Genomic DNA, 26,286 nt, shown 5'->3' on the forward strand with positions numbered 1-26,286 from the left:
CCCCCTCCCACGAGCCCGACGGTCAGCCCTCGTCGTCCCGCTCCGCCTCCGCGAGCCGCGCCCGTGAGCGATCCAACTCCGTCCGGGCCTCCTCCGTGGCCTCCTCGGCCTCGGCTGCCCGACGGCGGGCCGTCCCGTGCTCGTCCCGTCGCGCCCGCTCGGCCTCGCGGGCGGCCTGGAGACGGCCCTCCGCCCGTTCCAGGGCCGTCCGGGCCCGGTCGACGCGGTCTCCCGCCGCTCCGCTCTCGCCGGCCAGCCGCTCGACCTGGTCCGCCAGCCGCTGCGCCGCCCGGTCGGCCTCCCGCTGCTCGCCGGTGGCCGTCGCGAGCGCGGCCTCGGCCTGCGCCACCCGGCCACGCAGTTCCTTCAGGGCCGCCGCCCACTTCGCCTTCGTCTTCGGCTCTGTCTTCGGCTTCGGCGCGGGGGCAGTCTCCGGTTTCCCGGGCGGAGCGGTCTCTCCCGCCGGCAGGTCGCTCGTCTCCTCCAGCGCCACGATCAGGCGTCCACCCGCCAGCGCCGCCGCCGCGTCCTCACTCGCCAGTGCCGCCCGGAGGGTCTGCTCGACCTCGCGCAGCTGGGCCTCCGCGAGCCGCTCACCCGCCTCCGCGGCGGCGCGTCGCGCCTGCTCGGTCAGCGCGGCGACGACCCGGTGCCGCTGCCCCGACAGCTCCCGCAGCACCGGCCCGGACAGCTGCGCCTGCGCCTCCCGCAGCGCCCGCCCGAGATCGGCCAGCGGCTCGACCTCGTCGGGACGGCTCCGCACCAGCCGGTTGACCGCGAACGCGGACAGCGTCGGCCGTCGCAGCGCCTTGATCCGGGCGGCGAGCTCCCGGTCCCCCTCGCTGCGCGCGCGGGCCGCCGCCTCGTCCCGCGCCGCCGTGAACGCCCGGGGCGACAGGGCGTACAGCCGATCGGCGACCTCGTCGAACCCGCCCACGCGCGCCTCCTCCCGGCCCGGCCTCCTCCGGCGATTCGCTCACCTCCCGGCCCGCCCCGCACCCGGTGCTGCGCCACCCGGCAGATCCGCGCCGGCCGATCACGGCACCCGTGTGCAGGGCGGGTAAACGGCGGTGCCCCGGGTAGGCGCCCGCTGCCGGCCGGGATGCCGGAGGGATGCCAGGAGAAGGGCACGACCATGAACAAGCCACTGCGCCACACGGTCACCCTGCCCGGCGTCGCGGGGACGCACGCCGCGGGCGCGGCCCGGCCGCCGGCCGCCGTCGGGACCGGCCGACCCACCCGCCTGCACCCGGGCGCGCTGCCGTGACCTCCTCCCGTCCCGTCCGCCCGGGCCCGCGAAACACGGGAGCGGACCGGGAGAGATCCGACCCGGGGCGCCACGAGACGCCCGAGGAGCGCGCCGACCGGCTCTGGGGCGACATCCTCCAGGAGGTCCGGGTCTGCCAGACCGGCGCGCAGATCCTGTTCGGCTTCCTCCTCAGCGTCGTCTTCACCGACCGGTTCGGCAGCCTGTCGGAATTCGACCGGCACCTGTACGTGGTCACCGTTCTGTTCGGCGCGGCCGCCACCGGGGCGCTGATCGCGCCGGTGGCCATCCACCGGTTCCTGGCCGGCCGCGGTCTGAAGCCCGAACTCGTCCACGTCGCCGCCCGTCTGGTGGTCACCGGCCTGGTGCTGCTCGCGCTCACCCTCGCGGCGGCGCTGCTGCTCCTGCTGCGGACCGCGACCGGCGGCTCCCCGGTGGCGTGGGTCCTCACCGGGGCCGTCCTGCTCTGGTTCGCCACCTGCTGGCTGCTGCTGCCGCGCCACCTCCTGCGCAGCCGCACCCGACCGCGCGCCGACCGGGACGAGCGGCGCCCTCCGCGACTGTGACATGGAGCACAGTGGGAACGCAGCACGCACACCACCGCATGTGAGGAGGGTGACGCAAGAACAGGGGAGGACACCTCGGTGGGACAGGCACCAGCGGATTACGTGGAGTTCGCGCACGCGAGCAGCGGCCGACTGTTCCGTACGGCGTGCCTGCTCACCGGCGACTGGCATCGGGCCGAGGACCTGGTGCAGGAGACGCTCGCGAAGATGTACCGGTCCTGGCGGAGGATCAGCCACGACCAGCCGCCCGTGGCGTACGCGCACACCGTCCTGGTCCGCACCTACCTCGCGCAGCGGCGGCGCCTCGGCTTCTGGGAGCGGGTCAGCGACCGGCTGGACGACTCGGCCGAGGCCCGCCCCGACCGGGCCGACCTGCGGCTGACGCTGCTGGACGGGCTGGCGCGGCTGCCGGTCGCCGACCGGGCCGTGCTGGTGCTGCGCTACTGGGAGGACCGGTCGGTCGAGGAGACCGCGCGGATCCTCAGGATCCCGCCGGCCACGGCCCGCACCCGCAGCCTGCGGGCGTTGCGCCGGCTGCGCGCCCTGCTCGGCGAGGACCTGGCCGAGCTCTCGGCCGACTAGCCCCACACCTGCCTAGAACGGAGTCATCCCGTGTCCCCGGACGAGAAGACGGAGTACGAGTTCGAGCAGGCCATGCACGGCAGGCTCGGCGAGGAGCTGGCCCGGTTCGCGCCGCCGCCGCACGACCTGGTGCGGCGGGCGACCGAGCGCGGCGAACGGCAGCGCCGCCGGTCCCGCGCGGTGCGGCTGACCGGCGCGGTGGTGGCGGTGGTGGCGCTGGGTGCGGGCGGTGTCCTGCTGCACGGTGGCGGCGCGGCGGCCCCGTCGCCCGCCTCTCCCGTGCCGTCGCCGACGGCCTCCACCGCCGCACCACCACCATCCCGGCTGCCGGACCAGCCGCAGGACCGGCTGCAGGCACGGCTGCTCGCGATGCTGCCCACCCGCGGAAAGGCGACCGCGGGGAAGGAGGACGGCCCCGAGTACGCGACCGCGCTGTTCGACGACGGGCGGGGCGCCGGACTGGTCGCGGTCACGGTGCAGAGCGGCATGACCGCGAAACTGAACGGCCAACTGGACTGTGACCGCGCGCCGGTCGGCTGCACCTCGGTGACCCTCCCCGGGGGAACGGTCGTCAAGTCGTACCAGCAGTCGGTCGACGGGAACGACACGGTGCTGTGCACCACCGTGGACACGCTGCGCCCCGACGGCCGCCGCGTGGTCGTCAGCGCGTACAACGCCCCGACCGACCGGGGCCCGGCGACCCGGAGCAAGCCGGTGCTCACCCCGGACGAGCTGAAGGCCGTCGCCCTGGATCCCCGCTGGGAGGGCGGAGCCGGGTAGCGCCGCGCCGATGCCGAAAACCCGTCAGGCCCGGACGAGCCGAACGGCTCTCGTCCGGGCCCGAGCGGACCCCCCGAACCTCAAGTCAGTACGGAAGGGGACGACCTGACGGCGTCCGCAGATCGAGCGGCGGCCGCGGGCGGGGCTGGGTCAAACGCTTGGTCACCTTGATGCCGGACATCTCCGTCACCTCCTCGTTCACCGGGGACCCTGCCGAACGTCTACCCGGTTCGACGCCTTCCCTCACCTCGCCACGCCTGCCCGATTCCGGGCAGATTTCTTGATCTTCGAACCGCCCCGGACCGACGGTCGTGCGAGGCTCGACACGGTCGGACGGAACTGGCGATACCCCGTCAAATCCACCGGCGGGGAAGCGCTGGAGGAGTCCGCCGTCGACGCGCGCGGCCTGGCCGGTGACCGCCTGCACGCCGCGTCGAGGACCGCCGGCTCGGCCGCCCACAACCTGCGCCTCGACGGTGACGGCCACCGCCACCCGTCCGGGTCGGGTCCGCGTCGGTGACACCGTCCGCCCGGTCGAGAGGTAGGAGCCGCTGCCATGGCCGTGGTCCGCCGCGCCCACCCGAGTCGCCGGACCGTCCCGGGCGAGCGCACAGTGAAGGGGGCACGGTCGCGGACGCTGGGAACCAGGGGGCGAGGAGGTCGGAGATGACCTTTGTCCAGATCGTCGAATGTCGCACGGAGCGACCGGACGAGCTCAATCGGCTGATGGACAGCTGGATCGAGATGACCGAGGGCAAGCGGACCGCCACCCACAGCATGGTGGGTGCGGACCGGGAGGACGCCCGGCACGTCGTGGAGATCGTCGAGTTCCCCTCCTACGAGGCGGCGATGCGCAACTCCGGGCTGCCGGAGACCGACCGGATCTTCCAGGAGATGGTGGCGCTGTGCCAGGAGCCGCCCACCTTCACCAACCTCGACCTGGTCCGCGACGACCAGTTCCTCAAGAACGCGGCGCGCCGGATGCTGGTGGACCCGCCGACCGGTGACATGTCCGCCATCGACGAGCTGGTCGCGGCGGACTACCGGGACCACGACCCGACGATGGAGCAGGACGTCGTCGGCCCCGCCGCCGTCAAGGAGATGATCGAGAACTACCGCCGCGCCTTCGACTTCTCCTTCACCATCGACAGCCAGATCGCCGAGGGTAACCAGGTGTGCACCCGCTGGACGTGGCGCGGCACCCACATCGGCGAGTTCATGGGCATGTCCGCCACCCACCGGACCGCCGAGTCCACCGGCATGACCATCTGGCGCTTCGAGGACGGCATGGCCAAGGAGGGCTGGTGGAGCTGGGACGCCGTCGCCATGATGCGCCAGCTCGGCATGATGCCGGGCTGACGGGACCGTACGAGAACCGTACGGACCTGCCGGCCGCGACCGGGCGGCCCGCGCCCGTCGGTGACCGGTGACCGGTGGTCAGACGGCAGTGCCGGTGCGGGCGGCGGGGGCCGGGAGCCGGAAGAGGCTCGTCAGGCGGCGCAGGGCCTCGGCGTCGCCCGACACCGCCGCCGCCCCGGTCTCGATCGCCCGGGCCAGCGTCAGCTCCTGCGCGGTGAGGGCGACGAAGGTCTCCTCGCCCATGGTGACGGTCGCGTCCGGGTGCTGGGCCGGCCCGTGCAGGGCCTCGATCGTCCCCTCGTCGATCCGGGTGTGGAAGACCTCGTCGTCGATGCGGAACTCGTAGACCGCGCGGAGCCCGGTGCCGGCGTCGGCGTCGAAGCAGGCCCGCAGGCCGAGCACGGCCCAGCCGGGGTGGAAGGTCTCGGTCTCCCGCCGTTCGCCCATGGCCCACTTCAGGCCCCACCGGGCGAGTGCCAGGACGGCGGGGCCGAGTTCCTCGCCGGCCTCGGTGAGGGCGTAGGCCGGGGTGCGGGCGGGCGGCGGAAGGGTGACCTTCTGGGCCAGGCCCTCGCGTTCGAGGTGCTTGAGGCGGGCGGCCAGCAGACCGGTCCCGAGGCCGCGCAGACCGGCCTGCAGGTCGCCGAACCGCTTGGGGCCGGTCAGGAGTTCACGGATCAGCAGCAGCGTCCAGCGCTCACCGACCAGGTCGAGGGTCCGGGCGGTCGCGCAGAACTGGTTGTACGTTCGCTGGTCCACTTCGTCATTCTAGGGTTCACGCTTCCCGTTCCTGAAGGAGCGGATGCCCAGGAGCGTCCGGGCGAGCCGCTCCGGGTCGGTGAGCATCACATCGTGCGGGCCGTCCAGCGGAAGCGTCCGGTAGCCGACGCCCGCGCCGAACTGCTCGAACGGGTAGGTCGGCGGCCGGCAGTGGACGGCGGTGCCGGGTATCCGGGCGACCGCGCGGCCCAGCCGGGTGGGTTCGGCGAAGGTGCGCAGCGGCTGGGGAACCAGGCGCTGCGCCAGCCACGCCGCGTCGCCGGGGTCGGTGATGCCGAACGCCGCCGGGGGCGGGGCCGGGATCAGCCGGCCGTCCCCGACCGCGGCCGCCGCCGCGCGCACGGCCGTGGCGAAGGCGTCGGGGGCCAGACCGAACAGGCTCGACCCGTCGGGCCCGGCCCAGCCGTCGAGGAGGACGACGTGGTCGACGGAGCGGGGTCGGGCGTCCGCCGCCTGCCGGACGACCAGGCCGGCATAGCTGTGGCCGACCAGCACGAGTTCGTCGTCCTCGGGGACGGCGTCGACGGCAGCGGCGACCGTCGCCGCGTGGTCGTGCAGTCCGTGATCGCCGGGCGCGCTCAGGTCGGGGAGAAGCGTGCGGGCCCCGGCGGCGTGCAGCGCGGGGACGACGCGGTCCCACGCCCATGGGCCGTGCCAGGCGCCGTGGACGAGTACGAACGTGGTCATCGGTCCTCCCGGTGGTCGTCGGATCTCGATCCTAGACTCTTGACTTCTTGTTTTTGAAGTGAAAGCTTCGAGATCAGGAAGTTCAGTAAGTCGACGGTCACGGGAGGGAATTCACCATGGGCAACGCGCTCTACACAGCGCACGCACACGTCGCCGGAGGCCGGAGCGGCCGCGGCCGCACGTCCGACGGACAGCTCGATCTGACCCTGCGGCAGCCCGCGGAACTGGGCGGCGACGGCGAGGGCGTCAACCCGGAACAGCTCTTCGCGATCGGCTACGCGGCCTGCTTCGGCACGACGCTGGACCTGGTCGGCCGGCGTGCGCACCTCACGGCGTCCGACGCCGGGATCGACGCGTCCGTCTCGCTGTGGCCGAGCGGTGGCGGCTTCACGCTCGGCGTCGAACTGCGGATCTCCCTGCCCTCGGTCACCACCGAGCAGGCGGTCGACCTGGTCAGGACCGCCCACCGGATCTGCCCGTACTCCAACGCCACCCACGGGAACGTCGACGTGGCCCTGGTGGTCAACGGCACCCGGCTCTGACACCTGGCTCCGAGACCCCGGGCCCGCACAGCGCTCGCCGCCCGGTACCGGGGTGCCGGTGCCGGGCGGCGAGGCCGTCGCGGGGGCGCGGATCAGAGCACGCGGACGTTCTCCGCCTGCGGGCCCTTCTGGCCCTGGGTCACGTCGAACTCGACCCGCTGGTTCTCCTGGAGCTCGCGGAATCCGCCGCCCGTGATGTTGCTGAAGTGGACGAAGACGTCAGGACCGCCCCCGTCCTGCTCGATGAAGCCGAAGCCCTTCTCGGCGTTGAACCACTTCACCGTTCCCTGGGTCATGGCGTGCTCAGTCCTTGTCGTTGTCGTTGTCGTGCGTCGGACGGGGAAAGGCCAGGGCACGGCCGGCGCCGTCCGGACCTGGTGCGCCCGCTCCCCCGCCGCGCGTCGGGGGGCGGGAGCCCGGGGCGACGTCGGCGAGCCGGAAGGGGTACGTCCTGCCGTCGTCGGCCGTGATGACGCCGGTACCCGACATCGGGTCGTACCGGGTGATGACACCTCGAGGCATGCAGGGCTCCTCCGTTGGACGGGGCGGCACACCTCAGTGGTACCAGCACCGCGCCACCATCGACCGGACCGCCACTCGAACGGAGCAGCGGCCCGGGTCGCCCCGTCCCGGCACGCGATCAGCGGCGCCTCGTCAGCCCCGACGCACGTCACGGTGTTCCCCGGGCAGAGGCTGAGCGCGTACGACCCGGGTACGGATCGCGCGCACCAGGCCGGCGACGAGCTGCGCCCGCTCGGCCATGGCGTCGACCAGCAGGTACTCGTGGTCGGCGTGCGCGCCGCCGCCGACCGCGCCCAGACCGTCGAGGGTCGGCACGCCGAGGGCGGCGGTGAAGTTGCCGTCGCTCCCGCCGCCGACCGACCTGCCCTCGAGGCCGGGGAGCAACTGCCTGGCCGTCGTGAAGAGTTCGGCCGAGGCGGACTCCGGCATGGGGGGCCGGCCGACAGCTCCCCGGACGGCGATCCGCGCGCCGTCGAGGTGCGGGGTCAGCGCCGCGAACGCGGACTCGATCCGCTCCGTCTCCTCGGCCGTCTCGACCCGGACGTCGACGACCACGGTCGCGCCGGCGGGCACCACGTTCTCCCCGGTCCCGGCCGACGCGACCGTCGGAACGACGGTGGTGCCGAGCTCGGGGCGTGCGAGCGCGGCGATGTCCAGCACCTGGTGTGCGGCCTCGACCAGGGCGTTGATGCCGGCTTCGGGTTCGAGACCCGCGTGCGCCGCCCGGCCCGTGACGGTGACCTCGAACGTGCCGCAGCCCTTGCGGCCGGTCTTCACGGCCCCGCCCTCGGCCGCGCCCTCGAAGACGAGGACGGCGCCGCAGGCGAGGGCCCGTTCCTCGATGAGGGCCCGTGAGGTGCCGGAGCCCACCTCTTCGTCGGCGGTCACCAGGATCTCGACGCCCGACCGGTCGTCGAGCAGCGCCACCCCGTGCACGGCCTGCACCAGACCGCCCAGCATGTCGAAGACCCCGGGGCCGGTGGCGCGCCCGCCCTCGACCGCGAACGGGCGGCGGTCGAGCGTACCGAGCGGGAACACGGTGTCGTGGTGCCCGAGGAGCAGCACCCGGGGCTCGCCACCGCCGGACCAGCGGACGTGCGGCCCGGCATCGCCCTCGACGAGCTCGGCCCGCCCGCCGAGGTGGTTCTCGATCACACCGGCGACCGCCTGCGCCGACGCCGTCAGGGCGTCGAGGTCACGCGACGGGGACTCGACCTCGACCAGCGTCCTCAGGTCCTCGAGCATCGCGTCGACATTCACGGGGCCGGCCTGGTGCGTCGTCATGCCGCCACGATATCGATCTTGGCGGGCCCGCCGCGTCACGCTCCGTCCGGCCGACCCGCACCACCGGCGGGGGCGCCGGACCGCGGTCGGCCGACCCGCCGGCGCCGGACCGCCCACGCCACCGCCCCGAGGACGAAGCCGTACACCGACACCAGCCCGTGGCCGTTGTCCTGGGCGAGCCACATCGCGAGGCCGAGCACCGGGACGCCGACCGCCAGGGCGATCTCCTTCGGGAGCCGGGTGCGGGTGAGGAGGGCGAGGGCGAGGGTGGCGCCGAGGAAGTAGGTGGCGCCGGAGCTGCCCGCGAAGTTGCGCGGATCGGTGCTGGGGCCGTCGGCGAGGCCGAGCGCGGTGTCGAGGCGGCCGGGCAGCACGATGCCGGCGAGGAAGAACGCGGGGACCATCCGGCCGCCCCAGTGCCACTCGGCGAGCGCGGCAACGGCGGCGAGGGTGAGGAGGTTCCACAGGCCGCCGAAGAGACCGCCGTTCTGCAGGAACACCGAGGTGAATTCGCGCCACCAGCCGGACCTGGCCGGGTCGGCGTCGAGCGCGTCCATCGCACCGGGCCAGGCCAGTTGGAGCAGGACGCCGCCGACGGCGAGCGCCGTCAGGCCGACCGCCGTCCACGGGACCGGGCGCCCGCGCAGCGTGTCCCGGCCGACCACGCCGAGCCCGCAGTTGACCATCATGACCATCAGCGCGGCCGTGGTCACGTTGAAGACGATCGCCCCCATTGCCCGTTCTCCCCCCGGTTGCGGCGTTTTCCAACGCCGTTCGAAAACTCGTCGGCGCCAAGCTAGCACGGCATTCGAACAGTGTTGGACGGAGCTGTACGGTGGGCGGGTGAAGCTCACCAGGGAGCGCATCGTCGACGCGGGGATGGCCGTCTTCGCCGAGGTCGGCTACCACCATCTGTCAATGCGTCAGGTCGCCGACCGGCTGGACACCCACGCGGGCAGCCTCTACTACCACGTCCGCGGCAAGGACGAGTTGCTCGCCCTGATGGCCGACCGGGTCTGCCGCCAGGCGTACGACGCCGGCACCGAGGCCCTCGCCGCCCTCCCGCCCGCCGCCGACTGGCCGGACCGCATCCACGCCCAGGCCGCCGGCCTGCGCCGGAGCATCGGACAGCACCCCGGCGGCGCCCGCCTCCTCGCCGAGAGCCCCGGCATGCTGAGCACCGGCGCGCTCTCCCTGATGGAGCGCCTGCTCGGCACCCTCGTCGACGCCGGCCTGCCCGCCGACGACTGCGGCATCGCCGCCGACACCCTCCTCAGCCACATCACCGGCTTCGTCCTCCAGGAGCAGAACGGGCCCGCCGCTCCCCCGCCCGTGACCGCCGAAGTCCACGCCGAGCTGTGCGAGCGCTTCCCCCTGCTCATGGGGCCGACGTTCCCCCGGCTGAGCCAGGACGAGAAGTTCACCCGGAGCATCCGCCTGCTCTGCGCCGGCTTCGCGACGCTCGCCCGGCCGCCGGCGGCCGGCAGCTGACCTCCCGGCCCCCGGCCGTCACCGGGGGTCGACGCCGGTCCTGCCGGTGCGACGAAGGTGGGCGTCGATCAGGGCGTGGGTGGCGTCGGGCTGTTCGATCTGCGGGAGGTGGCCCGCGCCGGGGACGACCTGGAAGCTGCCGTCGGCGAAGGCGGCGGCGTACGCCGCACCGTAGGCGGGGGTGACGATGCGGTCGCTCTCGCCCCAGAGCAGGAGGGTGGGCACGGCGACCCGGCCCAGGCGGTGGAGCAGCTCGGGGTTGTGCATGTAGGGGTCGGCGGCGAGGATCCGCATGGTGGCCATGTTGGCCTGCCGGGCGGCGAGTTGGTCGGCCGGGAGGTGGGCCGGGTCGACGAAGTACCGGTCGGGGTCGTGCCAGGAGTGCTCCGCGAGGCCGCGGGCGTCGAGGGCGAGGACGTCGGTGATGGGTTCCGTCTCGATGTGCACGCCGACGGCATCGATCAGGACGAGTCCGGTGATGATTCCCGTCGTGTCGCGGACGGCCATCTCGGCGGCCGTCCAGCCGCCGAGCGAGGAGCCGACGACCAGCACGTCGTCCAGGCCGCGCTCGCGCAGGTGGTCGAGGTAGGCGACGGCGAGGTCGTCGATGCCGGTGAGCCGGTCGGGGCGGGGGGTGCCGTCCCAGCCCGGGTGAACGGGCGTGATGGTGTGTGCGGTCCGGGAGAGGCGCCGGGCGAGGCCGGCGACGGTGGCCGGGCCTCCGCCTCCGTGCAGGATCAGGACCGGCCGGCCGGTCCCTGCCTCGGACAGGGTGAGGTCGAGGTCGTCGCCGTCGTGAGCGGTGCGTGTTGTGGTCATGGTCCGAGGATAACTAAACATCCTTATATAAGCCAGCTTAGTCATGAGTTAGACTCGACCCGTGCACCGAGACCAGGCCCTCGGCAGGGCGATCAAGCAAGCGCAGTACCGGCAGCACCGGGCGCTCGACACCGCCCTGGCGACGGTCGGCACCACCCTGGCCCAGTGGGACGCCCTGCGCGCCATCAGCCGCTCGCCCGGAGCATCGGCCCGCACCCTCGCCGCGGCGACCTTCCAGACCGAGCAGTCCTTCGGCACGCTCGCCGGCCGCCTGACCCAACAGGGCCTCGTCGAACGCCGCCCCGGACACGGCCGGCGCATCGAGCACCACCTCACCCCCGCCGGCGAGCACACCCTCGCCGCCGGGCACAAGGTCGCCGACGAGGTGCTCGCCGACTGCTTCTCCACCCTGCCGGAGTCCGACCGCACCACCCTGCTCGGCCTGCTGGAGCGCCTGACCGGCAACGACGGCCACTGATGCCGTGACCCCGACCGGGCGGTCCCGCACCACCGGAACATCGGCGAGGTGCGCCCGGCGTGTCCGGACCGGAGCGCGGTCGGCGGCCCTACCGTGGCGTGCACCGCCCGGGGCGTCCGGGTGGGCGCGCGGACGAGGTGGCGATGGACGTGACGCTGTGCGTGGGACAGCGCGCAGGGCGACAGCGGGAGGCGCTCGGGCTGACCCGGGGCGAGGTCGCCGAGGCGGTCGGGCGCAGCCCCGACTGGCTCCGGGCCGCCGAGGCGGGCCGGCAGCGGATCGACCGGCAGGCGATGGTCGACGCCCTCGCCGACGCCCTGGGCGTGTCGCCCGGTGAGCTGCTGGGCGTGCCCTGCGGCCGGGAGGACGGGGTCGCCGGCCCGGTCCACCGGGCCCTTCCCGGCCTGCGCCGGGCCCTGCTGCGCTCCGGCCTCCCCGTCCCGGCGACCGCGGACCCGCCTCCCATCGAGGCGCTGCGCCGTCGCCTCGCGGCGGCGTCCCGGCTCCGCGACAGTGCGGCCTGGGCCGACCTCGCCCTAAAACTTCCGGCCCTCCTGGACGACCTGCGCGGCGCGACCGCCCACGATCCGACCGGTGTCGAGCCGGCCGGGCTGCTCGCCGACGCCCTCCACGAGACTTCGCTGCTGGTCAAGCGCCTCGGTGCGTACGACCTGGCGGCGCTGGCGGCGGCCGAGGTGCGCCACCTGGCGGCGGCGCTCGACGACCCGGCGAGGTCGGCGTCCGCGCTCTGGTTGCAGGCCGAACTGGCCCTCTGCACGGGGGCGGTGGCAGAGGCGTCCGGCTGTCTGGAGGCAGGGTTGGCGTCGACGGATGCGCTGCTCGGCCGGGCGGATCCGCAGGTCTGGGCGGTGTGGGGCACCCTGCACCTCGTCGCGGCCGTCCTGGAAGGCGGGCGCGGCCTGCAGGCGCAGTCGTCCGCGCATCTGGCCGAGGCCGCGGCGGCGCTCGCGCACACCGACCCGGTGACCGCGGGCCGGACCGGCTTCGGGGTGGGCGAGTGGGCCGTGCACACCGTCCACGCCGCGCTCGAACTCGGCGAGGACCTGGGGGCGTTGGCCCGGATCGAGGGCGTCGACCTCTCGGGGCTGCCGGCGGCGCGCCGGGCTCGGCACGGCATCGACCGTGCCCGCGCGCAGTTCCGGGCCGGTGAGGTGACGGCCGGCCTCGGTGAGCTGCTGGCCGCCGACCGCGCGGGCGCGGCGGTCGTCCGCACCCATCCCCTGGTCGGCGAGCTGCTGCGGACGGCGCCCGGCCGCACGGTGGCGCCGACCGCCGAACGGCTCGGCGTCCGGCTGTGACGTGACCGGCGGTCGTCCCGGTCAAGCTGTCGTCGCGTCCTCGACCAGGGCCCTGCCGTAGTTGGCCATGGAGCGGTTGTAGCGCGGCAGGTGCTCGGCCAGCGCGACCAGGACGAGCGAGAGTCCTTCGCGCTCGCGGCCGAGAGAGGCCAGGCACAGGGCGGTGGTGGCGGCGAGCGCATCGTCCAGGTGGTCGGAGCCGCGCGCACCCTCGGCCTCCAGCAGCGCCAGGCCGGCGGCGGGGTCGCCCAGGTTGCGCAGCGAGCTCGCCAGCTGGATCACCGCGCGCCGGCGGTTCTCTCCGGTCGGACCGCCCAGCTCGAGGGCTCGGCGGTAGAGCGGGACCGCCAGGTCCGGACGGCCCCAGGAGTCGCGGGCGCAGGCCCGGTGGAACAGGGCGTCGGCGTCGCCGTCCGGCAGCTCGTCCGCGAGCGAGTCGATCAGTGCGATGAACGCGGCCTCGTCGTGGTCGTCGATGGCGGCGAACAGGGCGGCCGCGCGACGACCGACGTCGGCGCGCAGGTCGGCCGGATCGGCCTGGTGGACGGGATCGTGCATGGTGACACTCCGTACGGAAGCGACTGGTCTCGACCGGGGCCGGCCGATGTGATCGATCCTGCCCGCGCGGTCGGGATCCCCTCCAGTGATTCGGCTCCGGCCAAATGTCGCTAGGCTGCGCGACGTCAGGTCAGGGGCATCCAGGGGTGGGGAGCGGCAGTTGGCCATCAGTCTCGGCTTCGGTCCGTCGGACCTGGCCCGCTGCCGGTTCGCCTACTCGCCCCTGTTCGAGACCTTGCAGGCGGTCCGCATCGCGACCGGGGTCGAGGGACCGGGCCCGGGCCCCCATCACCGCGGGTGGCTTCGCGATGCCCGGCCGCGCATCCGCGGGCTCGACCTGCGTCCGATCACGCTGCTGCAGCCACGCCGCGGCTACACCCCGGACTTCCTCTCTCCCCCTCCGCCCGGCCCCGGCCCCGACATCGGGACCGAGCTCGCGCGGGTCGCGGCGACGCCTGCCTCCGTCGTGCGCGAGGAGATCGAGCTGTCCCTGCGGGAGCACGGGACGCTCGGGCCGGAGGCGGCCGGGCTGGCGCGGATGCTGCTCGGCCACCCCGCAGAGGTACTGGGCCTGCTGACCCGGCTGGTGGGCGCCGCCTGGGAGGCGCTGGTCGAGCCGGTGTGGCCGCAGGTACGGGCGAGGCTGGAGTCCGACCTCGAGTACCGGTCCCGGCAGCTGTCCCACGGCGGTCTGGACCGGCTGTTCGCCGATCTCGACCCGACTCTGCACTGGAGCGGCGACACGCTCGTACGCGACCCCGGCGGCGACGAACACGTCGAACTCGCCGGGCGCGGCGCGCTGTTGATGCCCAGCGTGTTCAAGTGGGACGAGGCGGTCGTGATCACGCAACCGCCCTGGCAGCCGACCGTCACCTACCGGGTGCGCGGCCTGGCCGACCTGTGGCGGCCGGTGAACGGGTCCCCCGGCGGCGCTCTGGAGCGACTCGTCGGGCGCACCCGGGCCGCCCTGCTGACCGGACTCGACGAACCGGCGTCGACGACACTGCTCGCCCAGCGGCACCGGCTGGCCCCGGGGACCGTCTCGGAGCACCTCACGGTGATGCGTGACGCGGGTCTGGTCGTCGGAGAACGCAGGCGCCACGAGGTCCGCTACCGGCGCACCCGTCTCGGTACGGCACTCGTCCACGGCGGCCGGTGAGGGGCCCTGCCTCTTACCGAAGCATGACGCGGCCCCCGGTCCCCGCTGTCGGCAGCCCACGGGCCGGTAGCGTCGCCGGACATGAGGATTCTGGTCACCGGCGGCGCCGGGTTCATCGGTTCGGCGATCGTCCGCGCTTTGGCGCAGGAGCACGAGGTCCGGGTCGTCGACGCGCTGCTGCCCGCGGTCCACCCGTCCGGGGCGGCACCTGTCCTGCCGGGGGGCGTGGAGTTCCTGCCCGGCGACGTACGGGACCGTGCGGTGGTGGAGAAGGCGCTGGACGGGGTCGACGCGGTCTGCCACCAGGCGGCGATGGTCGGGCTCGGCCTCGATCTGGACGACGCACCCGACTACGTGGGCTGCAACGATCTCGGCACCGCGGTCCTGCTCGCCGCGATGGCCCGGGCCGGGGTGCGGAACCTGGTGCTGGCCGGGTCGATGGTGGTCTACGGCGAGGGCCGGTACGTGTGCCCGGAGCACGGGCCGGTCGCGCCCGCGGCGCGCCGGCCGGCCGATCTCGACGCCGGCAGTTTCGAGCCGCCGTGTCCGATCTGCGGCGCCGCCCTGCGGCCGGGGCTGGTCGGGGAGGACGCGCCGGCGGACCCGCGCAACGTGTACGCGGCCACCAAGCTTGCCCAGGAGCACCTGGCCGCAGCGTGGGCCCGCGGTTGCGGCGGCCGGGTCCTGACGCTGCGCTACCACAACGTGTACGGACCGGGCATGCCGCGCGACACCCCGTATGCCGGGGTGGCGTCGCTGTTCCGCTCGGCGCTGGCCCGGGGCGAGGCACCGCGGGTGTTCGAGGACGGGGGCCAGCGGCGGGACTTCGTCCACGTCGACGACGTGGCCGCGGCCAACCTCGCCGCACTGGCGGCGGTCGGCGCCCGGCCGCCGGGCGACGCCAGGGTGTACAACGTGGGCAGCGGCGAGGTCCGCTCGGTCGGCGAGATGGCCGCGGCGCTGGCCGCCGCGTACGGTGGCCCGGCGCCGGTGGTGACGGGCGAGTACCGGCTCGGGGACGTCCGGCACGTCACCGCCGACTCGTCCCGGCTGCGTGCCGAGCTCGGCTGGCGGCCGCGGGTGTCGTTCGCCGCGGGGATGGCGGAGTTCGCCGCCGCGCCGCTGCGCGGGTGACCTCAGGCCGGCGACCCGTGACCTCAGCCGGCGACGGCGGGCAGGGCGATCTCGAAGCAGCAGCCCCCGGCGACGTTGTGCACCCGGGCGCGGCCCGCGTGGGCCTCGACGATGCCGCGGACGATGGCGAGGCCGAGTCCGGCCCCGCTGTCGCCGCCCTCGCCGCCCCGGTCGGCGCCGGCGTCCGCCGGGCGCGGGGTGCGGGCGGTGCTGCCGCGCCAGCCGGTCTCGAAGACCCGGGACAGGTCCTGCTCCGGGATGCCGCCGCAGCCGTCGGTGACGGAGAGCACCACCTCGTCGGCCTCGCGGCGGGCGGAGACGGCGACCACGCCGTCCTCGGGGGTGGAGCGGATGGCGTTGACCAGGAGGTTGCCGAGCACCCGGGTGATCTCCCGGCTGTCCACCTCGACCGGCTCCGCCTCGACCAGTCGGCCCTCCAGCCGCACGCCGCGCTGCCGGGCGAGCGGGTGGGCGCCGGCGAGTGCCTCGTCGACCAGGTCGTAGGCGGACACCCGGGACAGCGACAGCGACAGCGCGCCGGCCTGGATCCGGGAGAGCTCGAACAGGTCGTCGACCATGCCGGTGAGCCGTTCGACCTCGGTACGGATCCGCTTGAGGTACCGGTCGGGGCGGTCGGCGACACCGTCCTCCAGCGCCTCGGCCATGGCCCGCAGACCGGCCAGGGGGGTGCGCAGGTCGTGGGAGATCCAGGCGATCAGCTCGCGCCGCGAGGTGTCGAGCGCCTGGGCCCGGGCCCGGGATTCTGCCAGGCGCCCGCTGGTCGCCGCGAGTTCCCGGCTGAGCTGGGCGAGTTCCAGGCCGAGCGGGTGCTCCGGAGCGGTGAAGCCGGCGTCGCTGCCGACGGTGCGGGCCGCCTCGGTCAGCGCCCGGCTGCCGGCCACCACCTGGCGGCCGAGCAGCGCGGCCGTCAGCAGGGAGACCACCGAGGCCATGCACAGGACGGTGATGACCACGCCGAGGTCGTGCCCGGACAGGAACATCGCCTGCGCGACGGCGAAGGTCCCCGAGGTGACCGCGAGCACGGTCACGGCCGCGACGCAGAACAGCGACAACGCCACCGAGCGGCGGCGCAGCAGGCGGACGGCGGCCCAGCCGAGCAGCCCGGCCCCGGCGGCGCCGAGGGCGGCGAACAGGGCGATCAGCAGCAGGTCCTTCACGTGGTGGAGTCCTTCTCGCGGGTCACGGGGTCGTAGCGGTAGCCGACGCCCCACACGGTGTTGATCAGTACGGGCGCGGCGGGATCGTCCTCGATCTTCTCGCGCAGCCGTCGGATGTGGACCGTCACGGTGGACAGGTCGCCGAAGTCCCAGCCCCAGACGCGTTCCATCAGCTCCTGCCGGGAGAACACCGTGCCGGGGTTTCGGAGCAGGAACGCCAGGAGGTCGAACTCCCGCAGGGTCAGCAGCAGTTCGCGTCCCTGCCGGTGGGCGCGGCGGGCCTGCGGATCGAGGGCGAGGTCGCCCGAGACCACCGGTCCGTCCGGGCCCGCGGCCGGCTTGGTGGCGCGGGAGCGCCGGAGCACGGACTCGATCCGCAGCACGAGTTCGCGGGGGCTGAAGGGCTTGGTGACGTAGTCGTCCGCGCCCAGTTCCAGGCCCAGGATGCGGTCCGCCTCGTCGCCCTTCGCGGTGAGCATCACCACCGGGAGGTCCGCCGCCGCCTGGTCGGCGCGCAGGGCGCGCAGGATCTGCAGGCCGTCGAGTCCGGGCAGCATGAGGTCCAGGACCAGCAGGTCGGGCCGGTGCGCGCGCGCAGCGGCGAGCCCGTGGCGGCCGTCGGCGGCCCGCTCGACCCGGTGCCCGGCCCGGGTGAGGTAGCCGGCGACGACCTCGGACACCGTCGGATCGTCGTCGATCACCAGGATGCGGGCGGGTTCGGGCCCGGTGGCGGGGGGACTCTCGTTCACCCGGCCGAGCATACGAGCCGCCGGCACCGCCCCGGGCCGTGCGGGCATCCCCGTTCGGGTTCCGTAAGAACCCCGGGACGGGCCCGTCCGCCCTTCCGGCGACGTAGGACTTCCGTAAGGCGTCGATGACGGCAGGCAGCGGCACCGCGCCTCTAGCGTGGCCGGTGTGACCCCATTCCCATCCCCTGACGTCCCGACGGACGTCGATGTCGTCCTGCCCTGCCTCGACGAGGCCGCCGCGCTGCCGTGGGTGCTCGGCCGGATCCCGGCCGGTTGGCGGGCGATCGTCGTCGACAACGGTTCCCGCGACGGCTCCGCCGAGCTGGCGCGCTCCCTCGGCGCCACGGTCGTCACGGAGCCGAGGCGCGGCTTCGGCGCCGCATGCCACGCCGGCCTCCTGGCAGCCTCCGCCGAGCTGGTCTGCTTCCTGGACTGCGACGGCTCGCTCGACCCCGCCCAGCTGCCGCTGGTCGTCGATCCCGTCCGGGCCGGCCACGCGGACCTCGTCCTCGGCCGCCGCCGCCCGGTGGCCGCCGCGGCGTGGCCGGCTCACGCCCGCCTCGCCAACGCCGTGCTCGCCGGCCTGCTCCGCCGGCGCACCGGTGTCCCCCTGCACGACCTCGGGCCGATGCGGGCGGCCCGCCGCGAGCGCCTGTTGGCGCTCGGGCTCGGGGACCGCCGGTCGGGCTACCCGCTGGAGATGGTCCTGACCGGCGCGGCGGCCGGCCTGCGGATCGCCGAGACGAGCGTCGACTACCTGCCCCGGACGGGCCGGTCCAAGGTCACCGGCACCGTACGGGGCACGCTGCGTGCCGTCCGCGACATGCGCCGGGTGCTGGCCGCTCCGCCGCCGACCCTGCTGGTGATCGCCAAGGCCCCGGTCCCCGGCCGGGTGAAGACCCGGCTCACCCCGCCCTGTACGCCCGAGCAGGCCGCCGCCCTGGCGGAGGCCGCTCTCGCCGACACGCTGGACACCCTCGCCGCGATGCCGGCCGGCCGCCGCCTCCTGGTGCTGGACGGCGATCCGGGCGACTGGCTGCCGGCGGGCTGGGAGGTCGTCGGTCAGGCGGCAGGCGGCCTGGACGTCCGGCTGGTGGACGCCTTCGCGCACGCCGCCCGGCTGGCGCCCGGCGCGCCGGCCCTCCTGGTCGGGATGGACACTCCGCAGCTGCGGGCCGCCACCCTAGCCGAGCCGCTGTCCGCGGCCCGGCGCACCGGCGTCGACGCCTGGTACGGGCCGGCCGCCGACGGCGGCTTCTGGGCGCTCGGGCTGGCCCGCCCGAGCGAGCGGTTGGCCCGGCAGCTGCTGCTCGGACTGCCCATGTCGACCGCCGGCACCGGCGCCGCACTGCTCGAGCGGCTGACCGCCGCCGGCCTCGCCGTGCACCATCTGCCGGTGCTGACCGATGTGGACACCGTCCCCGACGCCCACCGCGTGGCGGCCGAGGCGCCGGGCAGCCGGTTCGCCGCCCGGCTGCGCTCGTTCGACCTGGCGCCGGAGGTGGCCGGGTGACCGCCCCCGCCCTCTCCCGGACCGGTGGCCCGCACCCGGCCGGCGGTACGGCCCCGGCCCAGGTGCCCGACTGGGGTGACCCGTACGCCGATGCCGTCCGCGCCGGGCGCGGGCCGCTGTGGCTGCGCCACCGGGACGGCCGCCGCGTCCCCCTCGACGTCGAACGCTGGTGCGCGCCCGCGGCCGGCGCCGACCACAGCCTGCTGCTGCGGTGCACCCAACTGACCGCTCCGGTGCTCGACCTCGGCTGCGGACCGGGCCGCCTGGTGGCGGCCCTCCTCGCCCTCGGCATCCCGGCGCTCGGCGTCGACATCACCGGCGAGGCGGTGGCCCGGACCCGCCGCCTCGGCGCCCTCGCCCTGCGCCGCTCGCTCTTCGACCGGCTGCCCGGCGAGGGCCGCTGGGGCGGGGTCCTCCTCGCCGACGGCAACCTCGGCATCGGCGGCGACCCCGACGCGATCCTCGAACGCTGCGCTGAACTCCTCGCCCCCGGTGGCACCCTGCTGGTCGAGGTCGAGCCGCAGGAGCTCGACGAGCACAGCACCGTCCAGCTCGAGGGCGCACACGGCCGGCTGAGCCCGCCGTTCTCCTGGGCCCGGCTCGGCGCCGTGGCGACGGCCCGCCGTGCCCGCCGGGCCGGACTGGTCGAGACCGACCGCTGGGTCTCGCACGGGCGCCGCTTCCTCGCCCTGCAGGCCGGTCCGCGTACCGGCTGACCGCACGGCGGGACCGCCGCGGCACCGGATCGACAGTCACCGTCCGCGCGTCGCGGGCCGCACCCCCGCCGGGTCGGCCGCAGCCGGCCGCGGAGCCGCCCCGCCCGGGCGCTCGTACCGTCGCCTCAGAACCGGCACGGCGAGGACGCAGACCAGGGCGGCCCCGTAGGCGGCCTGCTGCGCCACCGGCCCGCCCGCCAGGTAGAGCACCTGCCCGGCGGCCGGGACCGCCAGCCACTCCCACCGGCCGTCGAGCGCCACCAGCGCCACCACCAGCAGCCCGTACCACGGGTACGCCGGTGCGGCGAGCAGCAGCGCCGTCCCGGTGACCAGCAGGGCTCCGCTCCAGGGGCGGTCCGGGTCACCGCACCGCAGCACCCGGGCGACCACCGCCACCAGGGCGAGGGCGGCCGCCCACGGCGCCCAGCCGTGCGGAAGCACCGCCTGCAGGAGCCCGAACCGGTCGAGGTGCCCCTGCTCGTACCCCTCCTCCTTCAGATAGCCCGGCAGGTAGCCGAGGACCGCCGCTCCGGAGACGGCGACGTGGGGCGCGTAGGCCAGCGCGAACGCCCCGGCGGCGCTGCCGAGGAGCACGAGGCCGGTCCGGACCGGCCGGCGCGACAGCAGCCCGGACAGCGCGCCGGGCAGGGCGAGTGCGGGCAGCAGCTTGGTCGCGACCGCCGCGCCCAGCAGCCCGCCGCCGGCGGCGGCTCGTCCGCGGGCCGCGCAGCCCAGCCCGGCCACCATCAGCAGGGCGCCGAGGGTGTCGATGTGCGCGTCATTGACCGCCCACACGGTGACCCCCGGGCACCACCCCCACAGCGCCGCCCGCCGGCCGCCCCGCCCGACCGCCGTCAGGACGCCGGTGGTGGCGAGGGCCAGCAGCGCACCGCCCACCTGGACGCCGCGCACCCCGCCCCCGAACAGATGGAGCGCGAGGAACCACGCCTGGGCGACCGGGGGGTAGATGGTGTGCACGGCGGGCCGGTTGATGCGGGTGCAGTCGCCCGCGGCCGTGCGGCGTTCGTCCCAGCCCGTGCAGCCGTCCCCCACCGGGAACAGGTCCGCGTCGCGCAGCCGGGCGAGTGCCGGGTCGTCCGGGGCGTGCGCGTACGGGGAGGTGCCGGCGGCCTGCACCCGGCCGTCCCACACGTACCGGTAGGCGTCGTCGCTGGTGCGCGGCGGTGCCAGCAGCCCGGCGGCCGCGACCAGGAAGCTCCCGGCGAGGACCAGCGGCACCACCTGACGGTCCGGCACCCGCCGCAGCAGCACCAGCGCGAGCACGAAGAGCGCGGTGTCGAGGGCGTACCAGCCGTAAAGCGGCCCGCGGTGCGCGAGCGTTCCGCCGACGGTCACGGTCAGCGCCAGCGCCGCCACCAGGGCGGTGAGGGCGAGCGCGCAGGGCAGGAGGGGGCGGGGGATCACGCGCCCACCCTGCCACCGCCGTTGCGTCGCCGACCGCACCGGCGAGGCCGCCGTTCGGATTCCGTAAGCACGTCGAACCCCCCGTCCGAGGTGCGGGGACGCTTCGATGAAGGGGTGGAATCCAAGCTCTCCGACATCCGACGCCGGCTCGATCACCCGCTGCCGACGCCCCCGCCGTCCCTGCGCCGCGGCCCGTTCCGCGACGGCGCGTTCCGCTCCTCGCTGCACGAGCCGCGCACCGCCGTCGTGCTCGGCCGGTGGCTGGGCGCGGCCCTGCTGGTCTGCTTCCTCACCGGTCTGACCAGCCATCTGCTCCAGGACCCGCCCACCTGGCTGTCCGGCCTGCTGCCCGCGCGCCCGGCCAACGGCTACCGGGTCACCCAGGGGCTGCACGTCATCAGCGGCATCGCCGCGATCCCGCTCGCCGCGGCCAAGCTGTGGACCGTCTACCCCCGGCTGTTCGAGTGGCCGCCGGCCCGCAGCGTGCTCCACGCCCTGGAACGCCTCGGCATCGCCGTCCTGGTCGCCGCCGTGCTGCTCGAGGTCTTCACCGGCCTGCTGAACACCCTCCAGTGGTACCCGTGGCCGTTCCCCTTCCGGCAGACCCACTTCTGGCTCGGCTGGCTGGCCACCGGCGGCCTGCTGGTCCACATCGCCGTCAAGGCCCCGCTCATCGCCCGGCACTGGAGCCGACGCGGTACGCCGGTGCCCGGCCGACGCGCGTTCCTGACCTCGGTCACCGCGGCCGTCGGCGCCGTCACCCTCACCACGGCCGGACAGAGCGTGCCCTGGCTGCGCGGCCTCGACCTGCTCGCCCCGCGCCGGCCCGACCTGGGCTCCCAGGGGCTGCCGGTCAACCGCACCGCCGCCCAGGCCGGGACGCTCACCGTCCCCGCCGACTGGCGGCTCGGCGTCGACGGACCGCGGCCGTACACCCTCTCCCTCGCCGAACTCGCCGAACTCCCCCAGCACGAAGCCGTCCTGCCGATCGCGTGCGTCGAGGGCTGGAGCGCGAGCGCCCGCTGGAGCGGGGTGCGCCTCGCCGACCTGCTGGCCCGGGCCGGCGCGCCCGCCGGGTCCGCGGTACGCGTCACCTCGCTGGAGGCCGACGGCCCCTACCGGGTGATGGAGATGCCCGCCCAGTACGTCCGCGACCCGCTCACCCTGCTGGCCCTCCGGGTCAACGGCGCACCCCTGAACGCCGACCACGGCTGGCCCGCGCGGATCATCGCCCCCAACCGGCCTGGTGTGCTGCAGACCAAGTGGGTCGCCAGGATCGAGGTGATCTGATGTCGGTGTCCACCTGGCTCCGCGGCGCCACCCTGGGCGCCGGTCTCGCCCTGACCGGCTACGGCCTGTACGGGCTGCTGACCGACCCCTACATCACCGCCCCGTCGCAGGTGCTGGTCTGGGCGGTCGGCGGGCTCGTCCTGCACGACGGCCTGTGGGTCCCGCTGCTGTGCCTGGTCGGCGCGCGCCTGGTCCGCGGGCCCGTCCTGCGCGGCTGGCTGGTCGTGGCCGCGGCGGTCTCGGCCGTCGGGCTGCCGGCCGTCCTGCGGGCCGGTGACGACCACGGCAACCCGTCGGTGCTGCCGCTGCCCTACCTGCGCAACTGGCTGCTGGTCCTGGCCGCCACCGCCGCGCTCGCGCTGTTGATCGCGGTGCTGATCGCGCTCGCCCGGCGGTGGCGCGGGTCCCGGCCGATCAGTCGCCCGGCACCCCGGGAAGACCGGTCGTGAGTCCGTCCAGCGCGTGCCCGCACGGGCACGCGCGGACGGCGGGCAGCAGCTCGACCGCCTTGAACAGCACCGTGCGCAGCCGCTCGACGTTGCGGGCGAAGACCTCCAGCACCTCGGCGTGGGTGACGCCCTCACCGCTCTCCACACCCGCGTCGAGGTCGGTGACCAGCGCGATCGAGGTGTAGCAGAGCCCGAGTTCGCGGGCCAGCACGGCCTCCGGGTGGCCGGTCATGCCGACCACCGACCAGCCGTTGTCGGCGTACCAGCGCGACTCCGCGCGGGTGGAGAACCGAGGTCCCTCGATGACCACCAGCGTCCCGCCGTCCACCGGATCCCACGCCGCTCCCGCGGCCGCGTCGAGGGACGCCCGTCGCCCGGCGGGGCAGTACGGATCGGCCGCCGACACGTGCACCACCCCCGGCACCGTCCCGTCCGGCAGCGGCAGTCCGTCGTAGAAGGTCTGCACCCGCCCCGACGTCCGGTCGACGAACTGGTCGGGCACGAGCAGCGTCCCCGGACCGAACTGCGGCCTCAGCCCGCCCACCGCACACGGCCCGAGCACCTGCCGCACCCCCAGCGAGTGCAGCGCCCACAGGTTCGCCCGGTAGTTGATCCGGTGCGGCGGCAGGCTGTGCCCGCGACCGTGGCGCGGCAGGAACGCGACCCGCCGCCCGGCCACCTCGCCCACGAACAGCGCGTCGCTCGGCGGCCCGTACGGCGTCTCCACCCGGACCTCGACCACGTCGTCCGCCAGCGTGTAGAGCCCCGAGCCCCCGATCACTCCGATCTCGGCCCTCGGCGTCCCATGACCGACCGTCATCCTCGTCCCCTCTCCTCGATCCGGCATCCCGCCACTGTAGGAGTCGTACCGGAGCGATCCGGGGAGAGCGGCCTTACGGTTCCCGAACGACGTCGGACCGGTTCAGCGGGTCAGGCCGTGCAGCAGGAGGTCGGCGAGGTGGGCGTAGGCCTCGGCGTCGGCGAGGCCGGTGGCCGCGACCACCTGGCGCTGCTGAATGCGGACCATCACCGAGCTGATCACGTCCGCCGCGAACACGACGTGCACGTCGCGGAAGATCCCGGCGCTGACGCCTTCCTCGATCAGCTGCTGGATCCGGGCGGCTGCGGCCCGGGTGTTGCGCTCGTACACCTCGGCGGCGGGCTCGAACACCGCCACGTCGTCGAAGAAGGCCGCTGACGCGGTCGCCAGTTCGGCGGCGACGGCACGCAGGTAGGCGGCGAGCCGACCGGCCGGGTCGGTCTCGGCGGCGAGGGCGGCCTCCACCCGCTCGGTGGCGCGGCGGAAGAAGTACACCACGGCGGCCCGGATGAGCTGCTCCTTGCTGCCGGCCAGCCCGTACAGGGTGCGCTTGGAGCAGTGCAGCCGGATGGCGAGGTCGTCGAGGGTGAGCTGGGCGAAGCCGTCACCGGTCAGCAGTGCGACCAGGTCCTCGAACAGCTCGGCGCGGCGGGCGGCGCCGCGTCCGGTGGGCCGTGCGTCCGGTGTGGCTGAGGTCTCGATCACCGGATCAGTATTCCAGGGCGAGTCTCGCGCTACGCTATGCGGTACTGACGTACCGCTGTGAGTACCACTTGGAGCCTGCCATGGCCGTCGACCGCCTTCTTCCCACCGAGGAGGCCGAGGACCTGCTCGCACTCGTCCGCGACCTCGCCGACCGCGAACTCGCCACCCGGGTCGAGGAGCACGAGAGCACCGAGACCTACCCCGAGGGGCTGTTCGCCACCCTCGGCAAGGCCGGCCTGCTCGGCCTGCCGTACCCGGAGGAGTTCGGCGGCGGCGACCAGCCGTACGAGGTCTACCTCCAGGTGCTGGAGGAGCTGGCCGCGCGCTGGGCCGCGGTCGCGGTCGCCACCAGCGTCCACACGCTGGCCTGCCACCCGCTGAACTCCTACGGCACCGAAGCGCAGAAGGAGCGCTGGCTGCCGGCCGCCCTGGCGGGCGAGCTGGTCGGCGGCTACAGCCTCTCCGAGCCGCAGGCCGGCTCGGACGCGGGTTCGCTCGCCTGCAAGGCGCAGCGGACGGACGAGGGCTTCCGGATCACCGGCACCAAGGCCTGGATCACCCACGGCGGGAAGGCCGGCTTCTACGCGCTGTTCGCCCGCACCGCGCCGGGCAGCGGCGGCGTCTCCTGCTTCCTGGCGCCCGGCGCCACCGAGGGCCTGTCCTTCGGCGCCCCGGAGAAGAAGATGGGCCTCCAGGGCATCCCGACCTGCGCCGCCTACTGGGACGGCGCCGAACTCGACGCCGACCGCCTGATCGGCACCGAGGGCCAGGGCCTGCAGATCGCCTTCAGCGCCCTGGACTCCGGCCGGCTCGGCATCGCCGCCTGCGCGACCGGCGTCGCCCAGGCCGCGCTCGACGCGGCGGTCGCCTACGCCAACGAGCGGACCACCTTCGGCCGGAAGATCATCGACCACCAGGGTCTGGGCTTCCTGCTCGCCGACATGGCCGCCGCCGTCGACTCCGCCCGGGCCACCTACCTCGACGCCGCCCGGCGCCGCGACGCCGGCCGACCGTTCGGACGCCAGGCCAGTGTCGCCAAGCTGGTCGCCACCGACGCCGCGATGAAGGTCACCACCGACGCCGTCCAGGTGCTCGGCGGCTACGGCTACACCCGCGACTTCCCGGTGGAACGCTACATGCGCGAGGCGAAGATCATGCAGATCTTCGAGGGCACCAACCAGATCCAGCGGCTCGTCATCAGCCGCGGCCTCGGCCGCTGACCCGACCGCCCCCGGACACCCACACCCCGACGAGGAGCTTCGCATGGACATCACCGGATCCGCCGCCCTGGTCACCGGCGCCGCCTCGGGCCTGGGCGCGGCCACCGCCGCCGCCCTCGCCGCCCGCGGCGCCACCGTGTACGGCCTGGACCTGCCCAAGGCCGTCGAGGCCGCCGGCGAGCAGCCGGACGGCGTCACCCTGCTGGCCGCCGACGTCACGGCCGAGGAGCCGGTCCGCGCCGCGCTGGCCCGGATCGACGCGGACGGCCACCGGCTGCGGCTGGCCGTCAACTGCGCCGGCATCGCCCCCTCGGCCCGCATCCTGGGCCGCAAGGGCCCGCACGACCTGGCGCTGTTCCAGGCCGTGCTGAACGTCAATCTGCTCGGCACCTTCAACGTCATGCGGCTGGCCGCCGAGTCCATCGCGCGGCACGAGCCCGACGGCCACGGGCAGCGCGGCGTGATCGTCAACACCGCCTCGATCGCCGCCTTCGAGGGCCAGGTCGGCCAGATCGCCTACGCCGCGTCGAAGGCCGGCGTGGCGGGCATGACCATCACCGCCGCCCGCGACCTCGCCCAGTACGGCATCCGGGTGGTCACCATCGCGCCCGGCATCGTCGACACCCCGATGATGGCCGGCTTCGGCGACGAGGTCCGGGCCGGCCTCGCCGCGGGCGTGACCTTCCCGCAGCGCCTCGCCGAGCCCACCGAGTACGCCCGCCTGGTCACCATGGTCACCGAGCACGACTACCTCAACGGCGAGACCATCCGGATGGACGGCGCCCTGCGGATGGCCGCCCGCTGACGGCTGACTCAAGGCCCGGAGACCGCGGAAGGCCGGAGAGCCCGCCCGATCACAGCGTGGGCTCTCCGCCAGTCCATCGGCCCTCCCGT

Annotated in this window: 32 protein-coding genes and 1 pseudogene; 18 read left to right on the forward strand and 15 right to left on the reverse strand. The window is 74.9% G+C overall.

Translation table 11 applies throughout. The features are described 5' to 3' along the window. Positions 1 to 22 precede the first annotated feature (22 nt). Positions 23 to 937 (reverse strand): hypothetical protein, encoded by a 915-nt coding sequence (locus FHR36_RS24095; RefSeq protein WP_253800255.1) that lies wholly within the window; start codon positions 935 to 937, stop codon positions 23 to 25. A gap of 198 nt (positions 938 to 1,135) precedes the next feature. Between FHR36_RS24095 and FHR36_RS39495 the strand changes: the two genes are divergently transcribed. From FHR36_RS39495 to FHR36_RS24110, 4 genes are all read left to right on the forward strand, one after another. Continuing rightward, entirely contained in the window at positions 1,136 to 1,267 is a 132-nt protein-coding gene (locus tag FHR36_RS39495; RefSeq protein ID WP_301330534.1) for a hypothetical protein, read from the forward strand. Further along, a complete protein-coding gene (locus tag FHR36_RS24100) occupies positions 1,264 to 1,833 on the forward strand; it encodes a DUF6328 family protein (RefSeq protein ID WP_253800256.1) in 570 nt (189 codons plus the stop codon). Before FHR36_RS39495 ends, FHR36_RS24100 begins: the two co-directional genes overlap by 4 nt. A 78-nt stretch (positions 1,834 to 1,911) precedes the next feature. Next, positions 1,912 to 2,415, forward strand: a complete 504-nt coding sequence (locus FHR36_RS24105) for a sigma-70 family RNA polymerase sigma factor (protein WP_253800257.1) — start codon at positions 1,912 to 1,914, stop codon at positions 2,413 to 2,415. A gap of 30 nt (positions 2,416 to 2,445) precedes the next feature. Further along, positions 2,446 to 3,195 (forward strand): hypothetical protein, encoded by a 750-nt coding sequence (locus tag FHR36_RS24110; RefSeq protein WP_253800258.1) that lies wholly within the window; start codon positions 2,446 to 2,448, stop codon positions 3,193 to 3,195. Positions 3,196 to 3,280: 85 nt separating this feature from the next. Here FHR36_RS24110 and FHR36_RS40015 read toward each other — a convergent pair whose 3' ends face one another. Further along, positions 3,281 to 3,682, reverse strand: coding sequence for a hypothetical protein (locus FHR36_RS40015; RefSeq protein ID WP_308199630.1), 402 nt, complete (start codon positions 3,680 to 3,682; stop codon positions 3,281 to 3,283). A gap of 179 nt (positions 3,683 to 3,861) precedes the next feature. On the opposite strand from FHR36_RS40015, the gene FHR36_RS24120 reads away from it, so the two are divergent. After that, the gene (locus FHR36_RS24120; RefSeq protein ID WP_253800260.1) at positions 3,862 to 4,554 is read left to right on the forward strand and encodes an ester cyclase; all 693 of its coding nucleotides are present in this window, start codon (positions 3,862 to 3,864) and stop codon (positions 4,552 to 4,554) included. 78 nt (positions 4,555 to 4,632) lie between these two features. Here the strand turns inward: FHR36_RS24120 and FHR36_RS24125 are convergent, their stop codons facing one another. Then, positions 4,633 to 5,313 (reverse strand): winged helix-turn-helix transcriptional regulator, encoded by a 681-nt coding sequence (locus FHR36_RS24125; protein ID WP_253800261.1) that lies wholly within the window; start codon positions 5,311 to 5,313, stop codon positions 4,633 to 4,635. Positions 5,314 to 5,322: 9 nt separating this feature from the next. Further along, positions 5,323 to 6,021 carry an alpha/beta fold hydrolase gene (locus FHR36_RS24130; protein WP_253800262.1) on the reverse strand — a complete coding sequence of 233 codons (699 nt, stop codon included), beginning with the start codon at positions 6,019 to 6,021 and terminating at the stop codon, positions 5,323 to 5,325. 116 nt (positions 6,022 to 6,137) lie between these two features. On the opposite strand from FHR36_RS24130, the gene FHR36_RS24135 reads away from it, so the two are divergent. Next, positions 6,138 to 6,563, forward strand: coding sequence for an organic hydroperoxide resistance protein (locus tag FHR36_RS24135; RefSeq protein ID WP_253800263.1), 426 nt, complete (start codon positions 6,138 to 6,140; stop codon positions 6,561 to 6,563). A 92-nt stretch (positions 6,564 to 6,655) separates the two neighbouring features. Here the strand turns inward: FHR36_RS24135 and FHR36_RS24140 are convergent, their stop codons facing one another. The 4 genes from FHR36_RS24140 to FHR36_RS24155 all read right to left on the reverse strand — a co-directional run bounded on the left by FHR36_RS24140 (position 6,656) and on the right by FHR36_RS24155 (position 9,103). Continuing rightward, positions 6,656 to 6,859 carry a cold-shock protein gene (locus FHR36_RS24140; protein ID WP_253800264.1) on the reverse strand — a complete coding sequence of 68 codons (204 nt, stop codon included), beginning with the start codon at positions 6,857 to 6,859 and terminating at the stop codon, positions 6,656 to 6,658. 7 nt (positions 6,860 to 6,866) lie between these two features. Then, positions 6,867 to 7,085, reverse strand: coding sequence for a hypothetical protein (locus FHR36_RS24145; protein WP_253800265.1), 219 nt, complete (start codon positions 7,083 to 7,085; stop codon positions 6,867 to 6,869). Between the two features lie 132 nt (positions 7,086 to 7,217). Continuing rightward, the gene (locus FHR36_RS24150) at positions 7,218 to 8,369 is read right to left on the reverse strand and encodes a M20 family metallopeptidase (protein ID WP_253800266.1); all 1,152 of its coding nucleotides are present in this window, start codon (positions 8,367 to 8,369) and stop codon (positions 7,218 to 7,220) included. A gap of 35 nt (positions 8,370 to 8,404) precedes the next feature. Continuing rightward, positions 8,405 to 9,103 carry a hypothetical protein gene (locus FHR36_RS24155; protein ID WP_253800267.1) on the reverse strand — a complete coding sequence of 233 codons (699 nt, stop codon included), beginning with the start codon at positions 9,101 to 9,103 and terminating at the stop codon, positions 8,405 to 8,407. Between the two features lie 109 nt (positions 9,104 to 9,212). Between FHR36_RS24155 and FHR36_RS24160 the strand changes: the two genes are divergently transcribed. Continuing rightward, complete coding sequence (locus tag FHR36_RS24160) at positions 9,213 to 9,860, forward strand: TetR/AcrR family transcriptional regulator (RefSeq protein WP_253800268.1); 648 nt, start codon at positions 9,213 to 9,215, stop codon at positions 9,858 to 9,860. Positions 9,861 to 9,878: 18 nt separating this feature from the next. On the opposite strand, the gene FHR36_RS24165 is transcribed toward FHR36_RS24160, so the two are convergent. After that, a complete protein-coding gene (locus FHR36_RS24165; RefSeq protein WP_253800269.1) occupies positions 9,879 to 10,679 on the reverse strand; it encodes an alpha/beta fold hydrolase in 801 nt (266 codons plus the stop codon). 61 nt (positions 10,680 to 10,740) lie between these two features. On the opposite strand from FHR36_RS24165, the gene FHR36_RS24170 reads away from it, so the two are divergent. Both FHR36_RS24170 and FHR36_RS24175 read left to right on the forward strand, forming a co-directional pair. After that, complete coding sequence (locus tag FHR36_RS24170; RefSeq protein WP_253800270.1) at positions 10,741 to 11,157, forward strand: MarR family winged helix-turn-helix transcriptional regulator; 417 nt, start codon at positions 10,741 to 10,743, stop codon at positions 11,155 to 11,157. A gap of 143 nt (positions 11,158 to 11,300) precedes the next feature. After that, positions 11,301 to 12,476: a helix-turn-helix domain-containing protein gene (locus FHR36_RS24175; protein ID WP_253800271.1), complete on the forward strand. Its 1,176-nt coding sequence runs from the start codon at positions 11,301 to 11,303 to the stop codon at positions 12,474 to 12,476. Between the two features lie 21 nt (positions 12,477 to 12,497). On the opposite strand, the gene FHR36_RS24180 is transcribed toward FHR36_RS24175, so the two are convergent. Then, positions 12,498 to 13,034, reverse strand: a complete 537-nt coding sequence (locus FHR36_RS24180; RefSeq protein WP_253800272.1) for a tetratricopeptide repeat protein — start codon at positions 13,032 to 13,034, stop codon at positions 12,498 to 12,500. 160 nt (positions 13,035 to 13,194) lie between these two features. Here FHR36_RS24180 and FHR36_RS24185 point away from each other — a divergent pair, with 160 nt between their 5' ends. After that, positions 13,195 to 14,193 (forward strand): DUF5937 family protein, encoded by a 999-nt coding sequence (locus FHR36_RS24185; protein ID WP_253800273.1) that lies wholly within the window; start codon positions 13,195 to 13,197, stop codon positions 14,191 to 14,193. A gap of 81 nt (positions 14,194 to 14,274) precedes the next feature. Continuing rightward, positions 14,275 to 15,327, forward strand: a complete 1,053-nt coding sequence (locus FHR36_RS24190; protein WP_253800274.1) for an NAD-dependent epimerase/dehydratase family protein — start codon at positions 14,275 to 14,277, stop codon at positions 15,325 to 15,327. Between the two features lie 23 nt (positions 15,328 to 15,350). Here the strand turns inward: FHR36_RS24190 and FHR36_RS24195 are convergent, their stop codons facing one another. Both FHR36_RS24195 and FHR36_RS24200 read right to left on the reverse strand, forming a co-directional pair. Continuing rightward, positions 15,351 to 16,505 carry a sensor histidine kinase gene (locus tag FHR36_RS24195; RefSeq protein WP_253800275.1) on the reverse strand — a complete coding sequence of 385 codons (1,155 nt, stop codon included), beginning with the start codon at positions 16,503 to 16,505 and terminating at the stop codon, positions 15,351 to 15,353. Beyond that, a complete protein-coding gene (locus FHR36_RS24200; RefSeq protein WP_407660860.1) occupies positions 16,502 to 17,266 on the reverse strand; it encodes a response regulator transcription factor in 765 nt (254 codons plus the stop codon). The genes FHR36_RS24195 and FHR36_RS24200 overlap by 4 nt, the downstream gene beginning before the upstream one ends. 145 nt (positions 17,267 to 17,411) lie before the next feature. Between FHR36_RS24200 and FHR36_RS24205 the strand changes: the two are divergent. The 3 genes and pseudogenes from FHR36_RS24205 to FHR36_RS24215 all read left to right on the forward strand — a co-directional run. Continuing rightward, positions 17,412 to 18,131: pseudogene (locus tag FHR36_RS24205) on the forward strand (glycosyltransferase family 2 protein); the annotation flags it as partial. A 108-nt stretch (positions 18,132 to 18,239) separates the two neighbouring features. Continuing rightward, complete coding sequence (locus tag FHR36_RS24210; protein WP_253800712.1) at positions 18,240 to 18,767, forward strand: TIGR04282 family arsenosugar biosynthesis glycosyltransferase; 528 nt, start codon at positions 18,240 to 18,242, stop codon at positions 18,765 to 18,767. Continuing rightward, a complete protein-coding gene (locus FHR36_RS24215) occupies positions 18,764 to 19,483 on the forward strand; it encodes a methyltransferase domain-containing protein (RefSeq protein WP_253800277.1) in 720 nt (239 codons plus the stop codon). Before FHR36_RS24210 ends, FHR36_RS24215 begins: the two co-directional genes overlap by 4 nt. A 36-nt stretch (positions 19,484 to 19,519) precedes the next feature. Here FHR36_RS24215 and FHR36_RS24220 read toward each other — a convergent pair whose 3' ends face one another. Then, entirely contained in the window at positions 19,520 to 20,908 is a 1,389-nt protein-coding gene (locus FHR36_RS24220; RefSeq protein WP_253800278.1) for a glycosyltransferase 87 family protein, read from the reverse strand. Between the two features lie 180 nt (positions 20,909 to 21,088). Here FHR36_RS24220 and FHR36_RS24225 point away from each other — a divergent pair, with 180 nt between their 5' ends. Both FHR36_RS24225 and FHR36_RS24230 read left to right on the forward strand, forming a co-directional pair. Further along, positions 21,089 to 22,198 carry a molybdopterin-dependent oxidoreductase gene (locus FHR36_RS24225; RefSeq protein ID WP_253800714.1) on the forward strand — a complete coding sequence of 370 codons (1,110 nt, stop codon included), beginning with the start codon at positions 21,089 to 21,091 and terminating at the stop codon, positions 22,196 to 22,198. Then, on the forward strand, positions 22,198 to 22,647 hold the full coding sequence (locus tag FHR36_RS24230) for a hypothetical protein (protein WP_253800279.1): 450 nt from the start codon (positions 22,198 to 22,200) through the stop codon (positions 22,645 to 22,647). The genes FHR36_RS24225 and FHR36_RS24230 overlap by 1 nt, the downstream gene beginning before the upstream one ends. Here the strand turns inward: FHR36_RS24230 and FHR36_RS24235 are convergent. After that, positions 22,613 to 23,467, reverse strand: coding sequence for an S-methyl-5'-thioadenosine phosphorylase (locus FHR36_RS24235; protein WP_253800280.1), 855 nt, complete (start codon positions 23,465 to 23,467; stop codon positions 22,613 to 22,615). The genes FHR36_RS24230 and FHR36_RS24235 overlap by 35 nt on opposite strands. A 102-nt stretch (positions 23,468 to 23,569) precedes the next feature. After that, positions 23,570 to 24,172 (reverse strand): TetR/AcrR family transcriptional regulator, encoded by a 603-nt coding sequence (locus tag FHR36_RS24240; protein WP_253800281.1) that lies wholly within the window; start codon positions 24,170 to 24,172, stop codon positions 23,570 to 23,572. Between the two features lie 80 nt (positions 24,173 to 24,252). Here FHR36_RS24240 and FHR36_RS24245 point away from each other — a divergent pair, with 80 nt between their 5' ends. Further along, on the forward strand, positions 24,253 to 25,392 hold the full coding sequence (locus FHR36_RS24245; RefSeq protein WP_253800282.1) for an acyl-CoA dehydrogenase family protein: 1,140 nt from the start codon (positions 24,253 to 24,255) through the stop codon (positions 25,390 to 25,392). Positions 25,393 to 25,435: 43 nt separating this feature from the next. Further along, positions 25,436 to 26,197, forward strand: a complete 762-nt coding sequence (locus FHR36_RS24250) for an SDR family NAD(P)-dependent oxidoreductase (protein WP_253800283.1) — start codon at positions 25,436 to 25,438, stop codon at positions 26,195 to 26,197. The last annotated feature ends 89 nt before the right edge of the window (positions 26,198 to 26,286 follow it).

It is taken from the genome of Kitasatospora cinereorecta (genome assembly GCF_024172095.1).
Lineage (GTDB): Bacteria > Actinomycetota > Actinomycetes > Streptomycetales > Streptomycetaceae > Kitasatospora > Kitasatospora cinereorecta.

What these genes read in the sequence shown, in the direction of transcription:
- FHR36_RS39495 (WP_301330534.1), top strand. Translation starts at nt 1,136, where the DNA reads ATGAACAAGCCACTGCGCCACACGGTCACCCTGCCCGGCGTCGCGGGG.
- FHR36_RS24120 (WP_253800260.1), top strand. Translation starts at nt 3,862, where the DNA reads ATGACCTTTGTCCAGATCGTCGAATGTCGCACGGAGCGACCGGACGAG.
- FHR36_RS24130 (WP_253800262.1), bottom strand. Translation starts at nt 6,021, where the DNA reads ATGACCACGTTCGTACTCGTCCACGGCGCCTGGCACGGCCCATGGGCG.
- FHR36_RS24135 (WP_253800263.1), top strand. Translation starts at nt 6,138, where the DNA reads ATGGGCAACGCGCTCTACACAGCGCACGCACACGTCGCCGGAGGCCGG.
- FHR36_RS24140 (WP_253800264.1), bottom strand. Translation starts at nt 6,859, where the DNA reads ATGACCCAGGGAACGGTGAAGTGGTTCAACGCCGAGAAGGGCTTCGGC.
- FHR36_RS24145 (WP_253800265.1), bottom strand. Translation starts at nt 7,085, where the DNA reads ATGCCTCGAGGTGTCATCACCCGGTACGACCCGATGTCGGGTACCGGC.
- FHR36_RS24150 (WP_253800266.1), bottom strand. Translation starts at nt 8,369, where the DNA reads ATGACGACGCACCAGGCCGGCCCCGTGAATGTCGACGCGATGCTCGAG.
- FHR36_RS24155 (WP_253800267.1), bottom strand. Translation starts at nt 9,103, where the DNA reads ATGGGGGCGATCGTCTTCAACGTGACCACGGCCGCGCTGATGGTCATG.
- FHR36_RS24165 (WP_253800269.1), bottom strand. Translation starts at nt 10,679, where the DNA reads ATGACCACAACACGCACCGCTCACGACGGCGACGACCTCGACCTCACC.
- FHR36_RS24175 (WP_253800271.1), top strand. Translation starts at nt 11,301, where the DNA reads ATGGACGTGACGCTGTGCGTGGGACAGCGCGCAGGGCGACAGCGGGAG.
- FHR36_RS24180 (WP_253800272.1), bottom strand. Translation starts at nt 13,034, where the DNA reads ATGCACGATCCCGTCCACCAGGCCGATCCGGCCGACCTGCGCGCCGAC.
- FHR36_RS24190 (WP_253800274.1), top strand. Translation starts at nt 14,275, where the DNA reads ATGAGGATTCTGGTCACCGGCGGCGCCGGGTTCATCGGTTCGGCGATC.
- FHR36_RS24200 (WP_407660860.1), bottom strand. Translation starts at nt 17,266, where the DNA reads ATGCTCGGCCGGGTGAACGAGAGTCCCCCCGCCACCGGGCCCGAACCC.
- FHR36_RS24210 (WP_253800712.1), top strand. Translation starts at nt 18,240, where the DNA reads ATGCCGGCCGGCCGCCGCCTCCTGGTGCTGGACGGCGATCCGGGCGAC.
- FHR36_RS24230 (WP_253800279.1), top strand. Translation starts at nt 22,198, where the DNA reads ATGTCGGTGTCCACCTGGCTCCGCGGCGCCACCCTGGGCGCCGGTCTC.
- FHR36_RS24235 (WP_253800280.1), bottom strand. Translation starts at nt 23,467, where the DNA reads ATGACGGTCGGTCATGGGACGCCGAGGGCCGAGATCGGAGTGATCGGG.
- FHR36_RS24245 (WP_253800282.1), top strand. Translation starts at nt 24,253, where the DNA reads ATGGCCGTCGACCGCCTTCTTCCCACCGAGGAGGCCGAGGACCTGCTC.
- FHR36_RS24250 (WP_253800283.1), top strand. Translation starts at nt 25,436, where the DNA reads ATGGACATCACCGGATCCGCCGCCCTGGTCACCGGCGCCGCCTCGGGC.